This window comes from Salmonella sp. WC3 (genome assembly GCF_042932255.1).
Lineage (GTDB): Bacteria > Pseudomonadota > Gammaproteobacteria > Enterobacterales > Enterobacteriaceae > Salmonella > Salmonella enterica.
In genome coordinates this window covers 3,868,111-3,885,107 of record NZ_CP170629.1, presented here as the reverse complement: position 1 = coordinate 3,885,107, position 16,997 = coordinate 3,868,111, and the positions used below count along the sequence as shown (strand labels likewise).

Annotated in this window: 15 protein-coding genes and 3 pseudogenes; 12 read left to right on the top strand and 6 right to left on the bottom strand. The window is 53.6% G+C overall.

The features are described 5' to 3' along the window. Nucleotides 1-12 precede the first annotated feature (12 nt). The gene (ygbI, locus tag ACFK9X_RS19025) at nucleotides 13-777 is read right to left on the bottom strand and encodes a DNA-binding transcriptional repressor YgbI (RefSeq protein WP_000613179.1); all 765 of its coding nucleotides are present in this window, start codon (nucleotides 775-777) and stop codon (nucleotides 13-15) included. Nucleotides 778-973: 196 nt separating this feature from the next. On the opposite strand from ygbI, the gene ltnD reads away from it, so the two are divergent. The 6 genes and pseudogenes from ltnD (at nucleotide 974) to ACFK9X_RS18995 (ending at nucleotide 7,052) form a co-directional block, all read left to right on the top strand. Next, complete coding sequence (gene ltnD, locus ACFK9X_RS19020) at nucleotides 974-1,897, top strand: L-threonate dehydrogenase (protein WP_000206967.1); 924 nt, start codon at nucleotides 974-976, stop codon at nucleotides 1,895-1,897. Next, a complete protein-coding gene (gene otnK, locus ACFK9X_RS19015; protein WP_151117353.1) occupies nucleotides 1,891-3,153 on the top strand; it encodes a 3-oxo-tetronate kinase in 1,263 nt (420 codons plus the stop codon). Before ltnD ends, otnK begins: the two co-directional genes overlap by 7 nt. Further along, the gene (locus ACFK9X_RS19010) at nucleotides 3,150-3,788 is read left to right on the top strand and encodes an aldolase (RefSeq protein ID WP_000153636.1); all 639 of its coding nucleotides are present in this window, start codon (nucleotides 3,150-3,152) and stop codon (nucleotides 3,786-3,788) included. The genes otnK and ACFK9X_RS19010 overlap by 4 nt, the downstream gene beginning before the upstream one ends. Nucleotides 3,789-3,792: 4 nt before the next feature. Next, entirely contained in the window at nucleotides 3,793-4,569 is a 777-nt protein-coding gene (locus ACFK9X_RS19005) for an HPr family phosphocarrier protein (protein ID WP_001136942.1), read from the top strand. Between the two features lie 39 nt (nucleotides 4,570-4,608). Next, entirely contained in the window at nucleotides 4,609-5,559 is a 951-nt protein-coding gene (gene denD, locus ACFK9X_RS19000; protein ID WP_151117351.1) for a D-erythronate dehydrogenase, read from the top strand. Continuing rightward, a pseudogene (locus ACFK9X_RS18995) lies at nucleotides 5,556-7,052 on the top strand (GntP family permease). Before denD ends, ACFK9X_RS18995 begins: the two are co-directional and overlap by 4 nt. 41 nt (nucleotides 7,053-7,093) lie before the next feature. Here the strand turns inward: ACFK9X_RS18995 and ACFK9X_RS18990 are convergent. After that, a complete protein-coding gene (locus tag ACFK9X_RS18990; RefSeq protein WP_151117349.1) occupies nucleotides 7,094-8,026 on the bottom strand; it encodes a LysR family transcriptional regulator in 933 nt (310 codons plus the stop codon). A gap of 87 nt (nucleotides 8,027-8,113) precedes the next feature. On the opposite strand from ACFK9X_RS18990, the gene ACFK9X_RS18985 reads away from it, so the two are divergent. After that, nucleotides 8,114-9,310 carry an MFS transporter gene (locus tag ACFK9X_RS18985; protein ID WP_151117347.1) on the top strand — a complete coding sequence of 399 codons (1,197 nt, stop codon included), beginning with the start codon at nucleotides 8,114-8,116 and terminating at the stop codon, nucleotides 9,308-9,310. Continuing rightward, nucleotides 9,307-9,687, top strand: coding sequence for a DUF4440 domain-containing protein (locus ACFK9X_RS18980; RefSeq protein WP_151117345.1), 381 nt, complete (start codon nucleotides 9,307-9,309; stop codon nucleotides 9,685-9,687). Before ACFK9X_RS18985 ends, ACFK9X_RS18980 begins: the two co-directional genes overlap by 4 nt. Nucleotides 9,688-9,742: 55 nt before the next feature. Here ACFK9X_RS18980 and mutS read toward each other — a convergent pair whose 3' ends face one another. Then, nucleotides 9,743-12,310 carry a DNA mismatch repair protein MutS gene (gene mutS, locus ACFK9X_RS18975; RefSeq protein WP_001005807.1) on the bottom strand — a complete coding sequence of 856 codons (2,568 nt, stop codon included), beginning with the start codon at nucleotides 12,308-12,310 and terminating at the stop codon, nucleotides 9,743-9,745. A gap of 158 nt (nucleotides 12,311-12,468) precedes the next feature. Here mutS and ACFK9X_RS18970 point away from each other — a divergent pair. From ACFK9X_RS18970 to ACFK9X_RS18960, 3 genes and pseudogenes are all read left to right on the top strand, one after another. Then, nucleotides 12,469-12,867, top strand: a pseudogene (locus ACFK9X_RS18970) (cytoplasmic protein); the annotation flags it as partial. Between the two features lie 573 nt (nucleotides 12,868-13,440). Beyond that, nucleotides 13,441-14,103, top strand: coding sequence for a hypothetical protein (locus ACFK9X_RS18965; RefSeq protein WP_079916208.1), 663 nt, complete (start codon nucleotides 13,441-13,443; stop codon nucleotides 14,101-14,103). A 26-nt stretch (nucleotides 14,104-14,129) separates the two neighbouring features. Then, the gene (locus tag ACFK9X_RS18960) at nucleotides 14,130-14,624 is read left to right on the top strand and encodes a hypothetical protein (RefSeq protein ID WP_151117343.1); all 495 of its coding nucleotides are present in this window, start codon (nucleotides 14,130-14,132) and stop codon (nucleotides 14,622-14,624) included. Nucleotides 14,625-14,868: 244 nt separating this feature from the next. Here the strand turns inward: ACFK9X_RS18960 and pphB are convergent, their stop codons facing one another. Next, complete coding sequence (pphB, locus tag ACFK9X_RS18955) at nucleotides 14,869-15,525, bottom strand: protein-serine/threonine phosphatase (RefSeq protein ID WP_000420452.1); 657 nt, start codon at nucleotides 15,523-15,525, stop codon at nucleotides 14,869-14,871. Between the two features lie 349 nt (nucleotides 15,526-15,874). Here pphB and ACFK9X_RS18950 point away from each other — a divergent pair. Then, nucleotides 15,875-16,089, top strand: a pseudogene (locus ACFK9X_RS18950) (IS5/IS1182 family transposase); the annotation flags it as partial. Nucleotides 16,090-16,161: 72 nt separating this feature from the next. Here ACFK9X_RS18950 and ACFK9X_RS18945 read toward each other — a convergent pair. After that, entirely contained in the window at nucleotides 16,162-16,689 is a 528-nt protein-coding gene (locus tag ACFK9X_RS18945; protein ID WP_151117341.1) for a GNAT family N-acetyltransferase, read from the bottom strand. After that, nucleotides 16,686-16,976: a DUF1778 domain-containing protein gene (locus tag ACFK9X_RS18940; protein ID WP_000855694.1), complete on the bottom strand. Its 291-nt coding sequence runs from the start codon at nucleotides 16,974-16,976 to the stop codon at nucleotides 16,686-16,688. The genes ACFK9X_RS18945 and ACFK9X_RS18940 overlap by 4 nt, the downstream gene beginning before the upstream one ends. Nucleotides 16,977-16,997: the final 21 nt, after the last annotated feature.

The following is a 16,997-nucleotide window of genomic DNA, read 5'->3' as shown; positions in this document are numbered from 1 at the left end:
TGCGCCGCTTCGCTATTGTTTGGCCATCAGCAGTGAGATATCCACTTTGGCCAGCGCCCGAATTGCGCTTTCCGGCAGGCCGTCATCGGTGACGATTTGGTTGAATTCCGCCAGCGGTAACGCCAGCCATGTAGCTACCTGGCCGTATTTGGTCGCGTCGCACACCAGAATTTTTTGGCGGCTGGCGCTGGCGACGGCCCGTTTCACCGTGACTTTATCTTCTGCCGGCGTTGAAATACCGCGCACGCTCCAGGAAGAGGCGGAAATAAAGGCCTGGTCAATCATCAACCCGCGCAAAAGCGTCGCCGCGGCTTCACCGACGCACGACCGGTTTTCCCGGCATACCGCCCCGCCAGTGTGAATAATTGTGCAATCGCTATTGTCCATCAGGTAATCGGCGATAACGAAATCATTCGTCACCACCGTAAGTTTATTCATCGTAACCAGCTGCCTGGCGATCGCCAGCGTGGTCGTACCTGCATCAAGGTAGATACAGCTTTCTGGCTGTACCAGGCTGGCGGCCAGTTTGCCAATCGCCGCTTTCTGCGGCGTCGCCAGTTCGGTTTTGATCTGATGCGAGGGTTCGTGCGCCACGCGAGTCGATGATTGCACGCCGCCAGAGACCTGGATTACCGCGCCTTGCTGCTCCAGTTTTTGTAAATCACGGCGGATAGTCATGTGGGATACATGCATGCGCTCGGTCAGTTCAGCGATACTGACGATGCCTTTCTCCGCCACCATATCAAGAATGATTTGTCGACGCTCAGTAGGTATCAACGTCTGCTCCTTTCTTTAGTCCTGTCGCGATTTTACGCGATTTCTCGTCACAGCGTGTGAAGTTCTATGAGGATTGCCTTCACAAAAAATAACACATTTTGTTATTTTTTGTGAAACAACTCACCGCAATTGTTTACAAAAACGCCTATATTCACATAACAAAACATAATATCACGTAAATTAACATGGAGTGATAATGACAACAGGAACTGATTTTCATGTCGGCATTGTGGGGCTTGGCTCAATGGGAATGGGCGCTGCGCGTTCATGCCTGCGCGCCGGGCTTTCCACATGGGGGGCCGATCTTAACCCGCAATCGTGCGCGAATCTTCTCGCTGAAGGGGCTTGTGGGGCTGCCGCCAGCGCCAGGGAGTTCGCCGGCGTCGTGGATGCGTTAGTCATTCTGGTCGTCAATGCCGCCCAGGTCAGACAGGTGTTATTCGGTGAGGATGGCGTCGCCCATCTGATGAAACCCGGAAGCGCGGTGATGGTTTCGTCCACGATCTCAAGCGCCGACGCGCAAGAGATCGCCGCGGCGTTGACGGCATTGAATCTTAACATGCTGGATGCGCCGGTTTCCGGCGGCGCGGTAAAAGCGGCGCAGGGCGAAATGACGGTGATGGCCTCCGGGAGCGAGGCGGCGTTTACCCGCCTGAAGCCTGTGCTGGACGCCGTTGCCAGCAACGTTTATCGCATCAGCGATACGCCGGGCGCAGGCTCAACCGTCAAAATCATTCATCAACTGCTGGCTGGCGTGCATATTGCGGCGGCGGCCGAAGCGATGGCGCTGGCCGCGCGGGCCGGTATTCCTCTGGACGTGATGTATGACGTCGTGACCCATGCCGCCGGCAACTCCTGGATGTTCGAAAACCGTATGCAGCATGTCGTTGACGGCGACTATACCCCGCGTTCGGCCGTCGACATTTTTGTCAAAGATTTGGGGCTGGTTGCCGACACGGCGAAAGCGCTGCGCTTCCCCTTACCGCTGGCCTCTACGGCGTTAAATATGTTCACCAGCGCCAGTAACGCCGGTTATGGCAAAGAGGATGACAGCGCTGTGATCAAAATTTTCTCGGGGATTACTCTGCCTGGCGTCACGCCTGAGGAGCCGTCATGTTAAAAATTGGCGTCATTGCCGATGATTTTACCGGCGCGACTGACATCGCCAGTTTTCTGGTCGAAAACGGGATGCCGACAGTGCAGATCAATGATGTTCCAACCGGGACGCAACCGGAAGGATGCGACGCGGTGGTTATCAGCCTGAAAACCCGCTCATGCCCGGCGCAAGAGGCGATAAAACAATCGCTGGCGGCGCTGGTATGGCTAGAAAAACAGGGCTGCCAGCAAGTCTATTTCAAATATTGCTCGACTTTCGATAGTACCGCCGAAGGCAATATCGGCCCGGTCACCGACGCGCTGATGGTGGCGCTGGATACCTCATTTACCGTGATTTCTCCCGCGCTGCCGGTTAACGGACGCACGGTTTATCAGGGCTATCTGTTTGTCATGAACCACTTGCTGGCGGAGTCCGGTATGCGCCACCACCCTATCAATCCGATGACCGACAGCTACCTGCCGCGTCTGATGGAAGCGCAGGCGCAAGAGCGCTGCGGCGTTATTCCGGCTCAGACGCTTGATGAAGGCGTTGCCGCGACCCGTGCGGCGCTGTCGCGTTTACAGCAGGAAGGATATCGCTACGCGGTACTTGACGCGCTCAATGAGCGACACCTGGAAATTCAGGGCGAGGTTTTGCGTGATGTCCCGCTGGTGACCGGCGGTTCCGGGCTGGCAATGGGGCTGGCGCGTCAGTGGGCGAAGCACGGCGTTTCTCAGGCCCGTTCCGCAGGCTATCCGCTGAGCGGTCGCGCGGTGGTGCTTTCCGGTTCCTGTTCGCAAATGACGAATCAGCAGGTGGCTTTCTATCGACAACATGCTCCCACACGCGACGTTGATGTGGCGCGCTGCCTGTCATCCGAGACGCGCGAGGCCTACGCTGAAGCGCTGGCGCAGTGGGTGCTCAGTCAGGACAGCGAACTGGCGCCAATGATTAGCGCCACCGCCTCCACGCAGGCGCTGGCCGCCATCCAGCAGCAATATGGCGCTACCGAAGCCAGCCATGCGGTAGAGGCGCTCTTTTCCCTGCTGGCTGCTCGCTTAGCGGAAGGCGGTATCACCCGGTTTATTGTGGCGGGCGGCGAAACCTCGGGCGTGGTGACGCAAAGCCTCGGTATTACCGGTTTTCACATCGGACCGTGCATTTCACCCGGCGTGCCGTGGGTCAACGCGCTCCATGCGCCAGTCTCGCTGGCGCTAAAGTCAGGTAATTTTGGCGATGAATCCTTTTTCATCCGCGCTCAAAGGGAGTTTCAGGTATGACGATACTGGCAAAAGAAGAGCACGCTTTGCGAGAAGAGATGGTCAGGATAGCCGCCTCGTTTTTCCAGCGCGGCTATGCCACCGGCTCGGCAGGCAACCTCTCTCTGTTACTGCCGGACGGCAATATTCTGGCGACGCCCACCGGTTCGTGTCTGGGTAATCTCGACCCGCAGCGGCTATCCAAAGTGGACCCGCAGGGCGAATGGCTCAGCGGCGATAAACCGTCTAAAGAGGTGCGTTTTCATCTGGCGTTGTATCGCAATAACCCTTGCTGCAAGGCCGTGGTACATCTGCACAGCACCTGGTCAACGGCGCTTTCCTGTCTCGAAGGGCTGGACCCGCAAAATGTGATTCGCCCGTTTACCCCCTATGTGGTGATGCGGATGGGCGACATTCCGCTGGTTCCCTACTATCGCCCGGGGGATGACCGAATTGCCCGCGATTTGGCAGCGCTGGCGGCCCGGCATCAGGCCTTTTTACTGGCTAATCATGGGCCGGTCGTGTGCGGGGAGAATTTGCAGGAAGCCGCTAATAATACCGAGGAGCTGGAAGAGACGGCAAAGCTGATTTTTATCCTTGGCGAACGCCCGATTCGTTATTTAACCACCGAAGAAATTGCGCAGTTAAGGAGATAACCCGATGCCGCGTTTTGCCGCCAATTTGTCGATGATGTTTACCGAAGTGCCGTTTACCGAGCGTTTTGCCGCCGCTGCCGAAGCCGGTTTTCAGGCCGTTGAGTTTCTGTTCCCCTACGGCTTTGCTGCCAGCGAGATTAAAGCCAAGCTATCGCGTCATGATCTGACGCTGGCGCTGTTTAATACTTCGGCGGGCGATACCGCGGCGGGCGAGTGGGGACGTGCCGCGCTACCGGGGCGCGAACACGACGCGCGCGCCGATATCGATCTGGCTCTGGAATACGCTCTGGCGCTGGAATGCGAGCAGGTTCACATCATGGCGGGCGTCGTGCCGGATGGCGCTGATGGCGCACGTTATCGCGCCACGTTTATCGATAATTTGCGTTATGCCGCCGACCGGTTTGCCGCCCACGATAAACGTATTTTGATCGAAGCGCTGAGTCCCGGCGTTAAACCCGGCTACCTCTTTTCCAGCCAATATCAGGCGCTGGGCATCGCAGAAGAGGTTGACCGCCCGAATGTGTTCATCCAGCTCGACACTTTCCACGCACAAAAAGTGGATGGCAATTTGAGTCACCTGATTCGCGAGTACGCGGGCCGCTATGCCCATGTACAAATCGCCTCGCTACCGGACAGACATGAACCGGATGATGGCGAGATCAACTACCCATGGCTGTTCCGGCTGTTCGATGACGTAGGTTATCGCGGCTGGATAGGCTGCGAATACCAACCACGGAATACCACGCAGGACGGGCTTGGCTGGTTTAACGCCTGGCGCTAACCCTGAACTACCCTACACAACAATAAAGAGGACATCCGGATGCAGATTATCATTACCGGCGGGGGCGGCTTTTTAGGCCAGAAACTCGCAAGCGCCTTATTAAACTCATCGCTGGCGTTTAACGAACTGCTTCTTGTTGATTTAAAAATGCCTGCACGGTTATCAGATTCCCCTCGTTTACGCTGCCTGGAAGCTGACTTAACCCAGCCGGGCGTGCTGGAGAATGTGATTACCGCTAATACCTCTGTTGTTTATCATCTCGCTGCGATTGTCAGCAGTCATGCGGAAGACGATTTTGATCTGGGATGGAAAGTTAACCTGGATCTTACCCGCCAGTTACTTGAGGCGTGTCGTCGACAACCGCAGAAAATTCGTTTTGTCTTCTCCAGCTCGCTTGCCGTTTATGGCGGTACGCTGCCGGAATGCGTCACCGATACCACCGCGCTCACGCCGCGCTCGTCTTATGGCGCGCAGAAGGCCGCCTGTGAACTGTTGGTCAACGATTATACCCGCAAAGGCTATGTGGATGGGCTGGCGCTGCGTTTGCCGACGATCTGTGTTCGCCCGGGTAAACCAAACCGCGCCGCTTCTTCTTTTGTCAGCGCGATTATTCGTGAACCGTTGCAGGGCGAGACGACCGTCTGCCCGGTGTCGGAAAGTTTGCGGCTGTGGATTTCCAGCCCGGCGACGGTGATCCATAACCTGTCGCTGGCCGCAACGTTACCCGCGCCTGGCGAGGCGAGCAGCATCAACTTACCCGGGATCAGCGTAACCGTGGGCGAGATGCTGGAAACGTTGTGTCAGGCGGGCGGCCAGGCGGCGCGCGATCGGGTTACGCATCAGCGCGACGAAGGCGTCGAGAAAATTGTCGCCTCCTGGCCGGGACGTATCGATAACCAGCGTGCGCTGGCGTTAGGTTTTGTCTCCGATAAACGCTTCGATGACATTATCGAACGCTTTCGACAAGATGATATGGAGGGGAGGTCATGACAAGTTTACCGACCCCAATTATCGGTCTGATCGTTGCCGTTTTCGTGCTGGTATGGCTGGTGTTACGCACCCGTGTTCATGCGCTGATCGCAATGCTGGCGGCGGCCTGCATCGCCGGTCTGTTGGGGGGAATGGGCATTGATAAAACGCTCTCTGTCATCACCAGCGGATTCGGTACGACGCTGGGCAGTATTGGCCTGGTGATTGGTCTTGGCGTAATGATGGGGCGCTTGCTGGAGGTTTCCGGCGCGGCGGAGCGTATCGCCTGGAGCTTTATCAAATGGCTGGGGAAACGCCGTGAAGAGTGGGCGCTGGCGATCACGGGTTATATTGTCAGCATCCCCATTTTCGTCGATTCCGCTTTTGTCATTCTTTATCCGGTGGCGAAAGCGCTGGCGAAAAGCGGTAAGCGTTCGCTACTGACGCTGGGCGTCGCGCTGGCGGGCGGGCTGGTGGTCACTCACCATACGGTACCTCCCACGCCCGGTCCGCTGGGGGTAGCCGGAATTTTTAACGTCGACATCGGCGCAATGTTATTGACCGGGATGGCGCTGGCGGTGCCCTGTGTGATCGGCATTGTGTTCTATGCGCAGTGGCTGGATAAACGCTACCCTGATTTCGTGCCGCTCACGCTGAACGCCGATGAAGTCAATGCCGCGCTGGAGCAGTACAATAAAGAGAAAGAGCAAAAGGATCTGCCGAGCCTGACGCTCTCTCTGCTGCCTATTGTGGTGCCGATCGTGCTGATCTTCCTGAAGGCTATCTGTTCCACCCTCGCGACTGTAGAAGGATGGTCCGGCCTGGCGACGCATCCGGTGGTACAGGCAATCAACTTTGTGGGAAGTCCGGTGATCGCGTTGGCCATCAGCGTTCTGCTGGCGGTGTATACGCTGGTGCCGCGCATGGATAAACATACCACCGCAGAGCGTCTGGAAGAGGGCTTGCAAAGCGCCGGGATTATCTTACTGGTCACGGGCGCTGGCGGCGCGTTGGGCGCGATCCTGCGCGACAGCGGCGCGGGACAACAGCTGGCGGAGCAGGTTGCCAACCTGCCGATCTCGCCGATCCTGATCCCGTTTATCGTGGCGACGCTGGTACGCCTGATTCAGGGATCGGGGACGGTGGCGATGATCACTGCCGCCTCGATTTCCGCGCCGATCCTGGCGCAGATCCCCGGCATCAATATGTTGCTTGCCGCTCAGGCCGCAACGATGGGGTCGCTGTTCTTCGGCTACTTCAACGATAGCCTGTTCTGGGTGGTTAACCGCATGATGGGCGTCTCTGATGTCAAACAGTAGATGGTGGTTTGGTCTGTACCGACGACCATTGCCTGGGCGATTGGCGGCACCGGCGTGGCGCTGATTAACCTGCTGTTCGGTTCCGGCGGCAGTTGGCTCGATCCGTTACTGCCGATCGTCGTTCTGGCGGCAATTATGCTGTGGGTGCGTTGGCAGGCGCAGGGGATCAAAGACAAGCTGGTAGTTAAGGATTAAGACGGTATTATCCGTCCGGGAGCGTAATGCTCCCGGACTGGCTACAATGATGGGACGTGCTCCCCGCAATCCCATTGCGAACGTAAAAAATCAATAAATGCGCGTACTTTTGTCGATACATGGCGGGCGTCCGGATAAACGGCATAAATGCCCTGACGGGGAAAATGATAGTCGGGTAACAGGTGAATTAACGTTCCCTCCTCCAGTGCGGTGTTGACTAACCATTGCGGCAGTAATGCGACGCCGCTTCCTGCGAGAGCGAAGGCCATCAGCGAGCGCGCGCTGTCGACAGAAATTTTGCCGGCTTTGCTTATCTCCAGGCGTGAGTGTTGGCCATGATTATTCGTTACTGTCCACCGTAGCGGCGTAGGTAATCGCTTATGAATAATCCATTCCGCCTGAGCCAACGACTCCAGCGACGACACGGGGTGGCGGGCGAGCCACTGCGGCGCGGCGACCGGCAGAATGGTAAAGCGGGATATCAGCGCGGCGCGATAGCGGGAGTCGGCCAGCGAGCCAAGCCGAATCGCCACATCAAAGCGCTCGGCAATTAAATCGGCATGATGTGATGAGGACATATGCCGAATACGGAGATCGGGATGGCGCTGACTAAACTGCGCCAGTACCGGAATGACCACCTGTTCGCCAAACTCGGGCGTAGTGGTAATACGTAACTCGCCGCCCAGCCCACTATGGCTGGCACGCACTTCATCCTGCAAATTTTTCGCTGCGTTGAGTAAATTCACGCCTTTTTGGTAAAAGAGGACGCCGGCGTCTGTGAGCGTCAGTCGTCGGGTGGAACGTAGCAATAACGTTACGCCAAGCTCTTTTTCAAGCTGCCGAATATTAAAACTCACTACCGCTTTTGTTTGGCCCAATGCGGCCGCCGCCGCCGTGAAGCTGCCGCTATCTACCACGGCGATAAACAGCGATATACGCTGCAAATTGAGCATGGCGAGCTCCTTTACTGTCAAAATTATTTTGACAGTATATCGTTGAAGCGCGGACTTATCTGGCTTTCTCCGGACGGCTACATTAGCGCCTCTGACGGAGGATGCATAATGACGTATCGCAGTAAAGTGGCAGTGGTTTACCTGCTCGGCTTCTTTCTTGATCTGATTAATCTGTTTATTGCCAGCGTGGCTTTTCCTGCGATGTCCGTGGATCTGCATACGTCCATATCGGCGCTGGCATGGGTGAGTAACGGTTATATCGCAGGATTAACGCTGATCGTTCCGTTTAGCGCGTTTCTTTCGCGTTATCTCGGCGCACGACGGCTGATCATATTTTCGCTCATTCTGTTTAGCGTTGCCGCCGCTGCCGCAGGTTTTGCCGATTCCTTACACAGCCTTGTTTTCTGGCGTATTGTGCAGGGGGCGGGCGGTGGCTTATTGATCCCGGTTGGTCAGGCGTTAACCTGGCAACAGTTTAAACCGCATGAACGCGCTGGCGTGTCATCGGTTGTCATGATGGTGGCGCTACTGGCGCCGGCATGTTCGCCTGCGATTGGCGGGCTGCTGGTGGAAACGTGCGGCTGGCGCTGGATATTCTTTGCCACGCTGCCGGTGGCCGTTCTCACCTTATTGCTCGCTTATCGTTGGTTGAACGTCGCGTCGACGACAATGGCGTCAGCAAGATTGCTCCATCTGCCGCTGTTGACGGACAGGCTGCTGCGTTTTGCCATGATCGTCTATCTGTGCGTACCGGGTATGTTCATTGGTATCAGCGTGGTCGGGATGTTTTATCTACAGAACGTCGTGCAGCTATCGCCTGCGGCGGCGGGGTCGCTGATGATCCCCTGGTCGATCGCTTCATTTGTCGCCATTATGCTTACCGGACGTTACTTCAATCGGCTTGGGCCGCGTCCGCTGATTATCGTCGGCTGTCTTCTTCAGGCCGCAGGGATACTGCTTTTAACTAACGTTACGCCTGCGACATTGATGATGATATTCGCCTTAATGGGCGCTGGCGGCAGTTTGTGCAGCAGTACCGCGCAGAGTGGCGCTTTCCTGACTATTGCTCGCCGGGACATGCCTGACGCCAGCGCGCTATGGAATCTTAATCGTCAGATCAGCTTTTTCCTTGGCGCGACGCTGTTGACGCTGCTGTTAAATGCGCTCCAGCGCGTTATGTCGCTTGAGGTTGCTTATCGCTGGACCTTTATTGCCGCCGCCGGTATCACCCTGCTGCCCCTTATTTACGCTGTCTGTCTAAACAATAGACAAGCACTTCTGTGCCTGAAAAAGGAAAGACCATGAATCCATATAAAGATGAAATTATTCACGCCCATGCGGCGATTGAGAACTGGCTTAGCAAGGGGATGGGGAGCATGGAGGCGTTGATAGCGCGTTTCGCTGCTGATTTTACGATGATAACGCCAGGCGGTGTTTGTCTGGATTATCCGGCGCTTGGCGCTTTTTTCCAGGCGCAGCGCGGGTGTCGCCCGGGGATGGTTATCGTGGTTGAGCACATTGACCTTGTGGCGGAGTGGCCGGAAGGCGCCGCGCTGCGTTATCGTGAGCGCCAGCAACTGCCGGGCCAGGCCGAGACGGTACGCTGGTCGACGGTCATTTTAAAAAGGGAAAGAGAACGGATAGTCTGGCGTCATTTACATGAAACGACAGTCACAGCCTGAAAAGCCTGTTCCGGGACGTGGACCCGATAGCGCGGTGCTATCGGGTCTGACACGTTTACACCAGACTTTTCAGCCGATAGATCCACTCCAGCGCCTGGCGTGGCGTCAGGGAGTCCGGATCGAGATTCTCCAGCGCTTCAACGGCAGGCGATGTCTCCTCCGGGGCGGCAAGCAACGACATTTGCGTGCCGTCCACCTGCGTTGCCGCCGCATTGGGCGAGATGCTCTCCAGCTCGCGGAGTTTTTGGCGCGCGCGTTTGATGACTTCTTTAGGGACGCCCGCAAGCGCCGCGACCGCCAGGCCATAGCTCTTACTTGCCGCGCCGTCCTGCACGCTGTGCATAAACGCGATAGTATCGCCGTGTTCCAGCGCATCCAGGTGGACGTTCGCCACGCCTTCCATTTTCTCCGGTAATTGGGTCAGCTCGAAGTAGTGGGTAGCGAACAGCGTTAACGCTTTAATCTTATTCGCGAGATTCTCCGCGCAGGCCCAGGCCAACGACAGCCCGTCATACGTAGAGGTACCGCGCCCGATTTCATCCATCAATACCAGACTGTTTTCCGTGGCATTATGCAGAATGTTCGCGGTTTCGGTCATCTCCACCATAAAGGTCGAACGCCCGGAAGCCAGGTCGTCCGCTGCGCCGACGCGGGTAAAAATACGGTCGATGGGGCCGATTTCCACGTTTTGCGCCGGAACGTAACTGCCAATATAGGCCAGCAGGGCGATCAATGCCGTTTGTCGCATATAGGTACTTTTACCGCCCATATTGGGGCCGGTAATGATCAACATCCGGCGCTGCGGCGACAGATTGAGCGGGTTAGCGATAAACGGCTCATTCAGTACCTGTTCAACCACCGGGTGGCGACCTTCGGTAATACGGATACCGGGTTTATCGGTAAATGTCGGGCAGGTGTAATTCAGCGTCCAGGCGCGTTCGGCCAGGTTAACCAGCACATCCAGTTCCGCCAGCGCGTTGGCGCTCTGCTGTAAATCGGCCAGATGCGGCAACAGCAGATCAAACAATTCGTCATATAGCTGTTTTTCCAGCGCCAGCGCTTTGCCTTTCGAGGTCAGAACTTTATCTTCATACTCTTTTAGCTCAGGAATAATGTAGCGTTCGGCATTTTTCAGCGTCTGGCGACGCACATAATTGATGGGCGCCAGATGGCTTTGACCACGGCTAATCTGAATGTAATAACCATGTACCGCGTTATAGCCGACTTTCAGCGTATCCAGCCCGGTACGCTCGCGTTCGCGAATTTCCAGACGATCGAGATAATCGGTGGCGCCATCCGCCAGCGCGCGCCATTCGTCCAGCTCTTCATGGTAGCCGGGCGCAATAACGCCGCCGTCGCGGACCAGTACCGGCGGCGCGTCAATAATGGCGCGTTCCAGGAGGTCGCGCAGCTCGGCGAAATCGCCCATTTTTTTACGCAACGCCTGTACCGGCGCGCTGTCAACGGTTTCAAGCTGAGCGTGCAATTCCGGCAGCTGCTGGAAGGCGTGACGCATTCGGGCGAGATCGCGCGGACGCGCGGTGCGCAGCGCCAGACGCGCAAGGATACGCTCCAGATCGCCGACCTGACGCAGCACCGGTTGCAGTTCGCTGACGGTGTCCTGCAAGGCGCCGATGGTCTGCTGGCGTTCACGTAATATGTCGGTATTTCGTACCGGCATATGCAGCCAGCGTTTAAGCATTCGGCTACCCATAGGCGTCACGGTACAGTCAAGCACCGCGGCGAGGGTATTTTCGACACCGCCGGCCAGGTTCTGGGTAATTTCCAGATTGCGGCGGGTCGCGGCATCCATAATGATGCTGTCCTGCTGGCGTTCCATCGTAATGGAACGAATATGCGGCAGGGAGGTGCGCTGGGTATCTTTTACGTACTGTAACAGGCAGCCTGCCGCACATAATCCACGCGAGGCATTTTCGACGCCGAAACCGACCAGATCCCGCGTACCGAATTGCAGATTTAACTGCTGGCGGGCGGTATCAATCTCAAACTCCCACAACGGGCGACGGCGCAGACCCCGGCGTCCCTCTATTAACGCCATTTCAGCAAAATCTTCGGCATACAACAGTTCGGCGGGATTGGTGCGCTGCAGCTCTGCGGCCATCGTTTCACGGTCGGCGGGTTCGCTCAGACGAAAGCGCCCGGAGCTGATATCCAGCGTGGCGTAACCGTAGCCTTTACCATCCTGCCAGATAGCCGCCAGCAGGTTATCCTGACGCTCCTGTAACAGGGCTTCATCGCTGATAGTGCCAGGCGTAACGATACGCACGACCTTACGTTCAACGGGACCTTTGCTGGTGGCCGGATCGCCAATCTGTTCGCAAATAGCGACGGATTCGCCCTGATTGACCAGTTTCGCGAGGTAGTTTTCTACGGCGTGGTGCGGGATACCCGCCATAGGGATAGGTTCGCCAGCCGATGCGCCGCGTTTGGTCAGCGAAATATCGAGCAACTGCGACGCACGCTTTGCGTCGTCATAAAACAGCTCGTAAAAGTCTCCCATACGATAAAAGAGCAGGATCTCCGGATGCTGGGCTTTCAGCTTGAGATACTGCTGCATCATCGGGGTGTGGTTGGAGAAGTCCTTATCAAATGACTCATTCATATTGATTTTACTCGTTTTTTTATTCTTTCAAGTGCTCATGTGGCCCCAGGTAAAACCCTTATAAACTCACATAAACCCATAAATTTGTAGCTCACCTGTAGCCTAAAATGTGACAGGTTACATTCTCATCATTCCTGGACTACAACAGGGGTGATACTTTGAAAACAACTCTCAGCCAGCCTTTCATTATCAACAAGTTAAGTATCAATGTTAAGTCTGCACTCAGTCGCTCTGGAAAAATCGTTTTCGAAGCTAACCCAGCTCAAAAACTCTACATTGTTTTCGATGACCACAGAGAAGCTCCTGCTGGTTTCGGGGTAAAAGCCAGTTTGACGAAAAAAACCTACGTAATCCAGCGAAGAGTAGCCTCGTCAGATCGTAATGTCAGTGAGGGTAGGAAGCCAAGTTCTGTCTTGAAAGTAAAAGTTGGAAATGTGTTCGATTTTCCAAATATTGACGAAACAAGGCAAGTAGCCAGGCAATTAGTTCAGACCATGCTCGCAACAAAGAGAAATCCCAACAAAATTAAGAGGGGAGCGGATGCTTCCGAACTCAAAATGAGACTGTAATTAAAATTGTGTAATTGCCTGATTTTGATATGTTCGATTCAACATTAAAAGCTGGTTGCTTTATGGACGAAAAACAGTTGCAGGCTCTGGCTAATGCACTGGCCAAAATCTCAAAATACCTGAAGATCTCAGCCCGTTCGATCGTCTGCTGAAGAAAAACCAGGGCATAGATAACCAACATGCTATCAAAAGCGTACGGTGTTTCCGACGGACGAGTCAGTGAAAAAGGTCGTGTGACTGGCAATTCAGGCCGACATCCGAAAATGGACAATGTCGCTAAGGGACTGGCTCATGACAACGAGTCGCTTTATTATCACGCTCGGGTTCGGTAGCCGCCTGGACGTTCACTTCTGAGAAAGGCATTTACACCGAATGGTGTATAGGCTCGTGGTTGGTCTTCGGTGAGAGGCAGGATGTCTCTCATTAATCTCCGGGAGCGTACAATAGTTGCTCCGGCAGCCTGAAGGATGAAGTGTATATAACCTAAAACATAACGGATATAGCTTCCTTACTCAACCTGACGTAATACGCCGACAGTAAAATCAGGGATACCATACCATCATGGAAAGTCGTCAATACACCCGGCATCTTTCGCTTTCGGAGCTGAAATGGTTTGCTATCGGGATCGGTTTTTTTATTCTCAGCATAGCAACAGCCACCGTGAATTATCGGCTTTCCGGTATATCGCTACTGGTGGGCCTGTTGTTTATCATCTGGAAATTCAGCGTCACAGTTCTGTTTACGCCGCGCAGGATGACGTTAACCGAAACCGCGTTGCAGGCTGGGCATCGTGTTATCCATTACGATGCGCTTGAATCAATGCGTCTGCTCCACCAATCCGACAAACTCATCTTGCGCCACAGTGGCGGCAAGAAGTACGTCATCTACCTTGATTTCTGGAACGATGGCAACGGAATTTACGACCGACTGGCTGCTGAACTTGTCCGGCGACACGGTTCTGCGCTGGGGGCGCGCCTCGCCGCCGATGGACGTCTTAAATTCGGCAAAGTGACCGCGCTGGCGGATCGGCTTGAACACAAAAACCGGGCGGTGCCGTATGCGCAGATCGCCAGTATTCGCACCCAGCGCGAGGAGGGGGCTGGCAGTTCAATGAGCTATCTGATGATTAGCACCGCTACGGGCCGGATCTGCAAAATCGACCGCTCCACTATCGTCAATGAGCCGCTGCTGCTCAACTTTCTTTCCCAGCGTTTACCCGCCTGACGACATTTTTATACAAGGATGAATCAATGGAACTGTACGTATCAAAAACCAGCCAGCAAAACATGCCTGTGGAGTTCAATATCTATTATTCCAGATCTAAAACGTTGGTTGGTATTGTGTTCTGGATTTGTATGATGGGAGTTTTTATTGCGCTGGCGGTGAGTATGGCCACCGATCCCGAGGAGCCCAAAACTGGCGGTGCCGTCTTTATGGGGCTTATTTGTTGCGGCAGTCTGTTATTTATTGTGCGCCTGGCTTGCTCATTTTTAAGCGCGGCAAAGCCGGCAGTCACCATCAGTCGTGAAGGTATTCGCTTCTGTAATGGCAAATTCGCGGCCTGGACAAATATCGCCGAAAACACCTGGCATTCACAGAGCATTAACTTCATCCCGGCCGCCGCCGGTATTAAGATTGTGTTGCATGAAGGCAAGCCGATCCATTTCGCCACCACGGTTATTGCGCTTTCTTCCGATAGGTATCTTGAGATGTGCGATCTTTACTCGTCTCAGGCGCTCGGGTAACTACCTGCGTCGGATTACGGCTTCGTTTTTTTGGCCTGCGATCTTAATGCTGAAATGGGCAGAAAAACGCGAAATTTAGACGCTATTACGAATGGGCAATGGTACTTATTGAAGGCTATATCATTGCCCATAATGCAGGGAGGGTTAATATGCTATGATAGAATTCTATGTTTGAATATATATCCTCAGAATACAAAATAAAGTAACGCTATCGTTGCGTATATTACATAATTCTATTTCCAGATTACTTTATTTTAAAAAAAGACAGATTGCCTGAACAGAAAGAACCTGTGTCAATGTAGATTTGATTGGCGAATGTTGTTGTGTAGTCAACAATCATATGGCCGAAGATGAAAGTATCCGCACCGCGTATTGGATGGATATTCCCCTGTAACGAACCAAGCAGACGATCGCGTGACCATAGAACGCTATCAATATCAACTTGCTTCCCATAATCGTAGCTGTCATCTGGATAATCGGCATGGGCAATCACGTACTTCTTTGAGGACGTTTCAACCTCTATGATGTGAGGACGCTGCTTAAAAGTTAGTAATAGCTCAGTGGCTTCTTGCCTGTCTTTTTCGGTGACCGAGTCGTACCAGTAACCACCGTTTACATACCAGAAATTGCCATCCTGTGTTTCAAAAGCGTCAAGCGCCATAGCTTCATGATTACCCACTACAGAAATAAACCATGGGGTATTTAACAGTCTCAGTGTTTCAAGGTTTTCTTTTCCTCGATCAATGTTATCTCCAGTGGAGATCAAGAGATCGGTATCAGGAGAGAAATTTAATTGAGCCAGTCTGGTTAACAATAAGGAGTAACATCCATGAATATCACCAACGACCCAAATGTGGCGATAGAGATCGCTGTTGATGTCAGCATAACGGATTAATTCCATGATGTTCCTATAGCACAATTTTGGAGGCTGGTATTATAACAAAGAAGTAGGGTAATATTAATTTTTATTGTTTAAAATACACAGTTATTAAAATAGCCTACAAGCTAGAAATGAACAGAGAGTATATATTTTATGAATTGGTTAATTAAAGTAGACGATGTGCTTGAAAGATGCACGATTTCTTGCGCAACACTTTATTGATTAATTGCAAAGGCATACTTTCCCATTCAGCGGAAACTCTATCCCGAAGGGGCTTTGTTGAATAAATAGAACTTTCAGGAGATTGGCGGATCTAATCGTTACTGTCGTTTCAGCATCGGGTTCCGATGGCAAAGCAAAAGTTTAAAATCAACATCGGAGCGGCAGCAATGAGGTCTGGAAAAGAAAGTGGGCTATCACCGTCGTTCAGTAGTGGAAACAGCGATGTTCCGTATCAAAACCTTGCTGGGCGGCCATCTGAGCCTGCGGAACTATGACGCGCAGGTGGGTGAAGCGATGGCGATGGTCAAAGCGCTGAACCGGATGACGTTGTTGGCAATGCCGTCCAGCGTCAGGCTCGTATAACGAGTGCTCCGGTGGGAGTCCTGTATCCTTATCGTTGGCCGATTCTGAATTATTCAACAAAGCCTCATGTTGTCATAACCTACCAGATGCAGATAAAGCAGCATAAAGCGTTTTAAACGACAGCAACAAGGAAAGGGGTTGATCGTTTAATGGTACTGCGCCAAATCCTTTGTACCAGTCGCAGACCTGTTTATTTTTGGCATCAATAAGTAGGGCTACGCCACCGACCTGCAAAGCCGCCTGTATGCAACGCTTTCCGGCAGATAACAAAAGTTGTGCTCCCAGCCCTTGCCCCTGCATAGATTTGTCTACGGCTAAACGACCCAGACGAAACACTGGCACATCGTATCTCCCTAATCCTTTGCTGATTGCGCCGGGAACCTGTGCATATATCAGTGATGCAGGACTGACTGAGTAAAAGCCGTGGATACGTGTAACATCCGAATTATCAAGCACAACATAGGTTTTCGTTGTCCCTTTCTCATGATTTTGTCGTGCATGGCGTTGCAGGAATTGGTTCAGATCGGCATCCCCACAATCAAAATTCATTCGATTGTGGGTTTTCCCTATCGCGGCCTCATGCCAGTCTGTAAACATCATTTCTTCATGTCCGGCAGGGCGAAAGCAGCAGCAAGAAGCTTTTCATTCGGCGCTGGCGGGTTATCTAAAATTTCCATGATCATTTGAGTATCACGCTCCGTCAGATATACCCGTTCGGCGGCATCAACAATCTTCTGTGCGACAGGTAGTACGTTACTGACCACAAAATCCGTCAGGTTGGTTTGCTGGATTGCCGCAGCGCGGACTATCAACTTTTTGGCATCCGTCGATACACGTAACGACAGCCTTTCGTTAGATTCTATAGCTATCTGAGGCATGGTTTTCATCCTCCTGTTTATGAACAATAT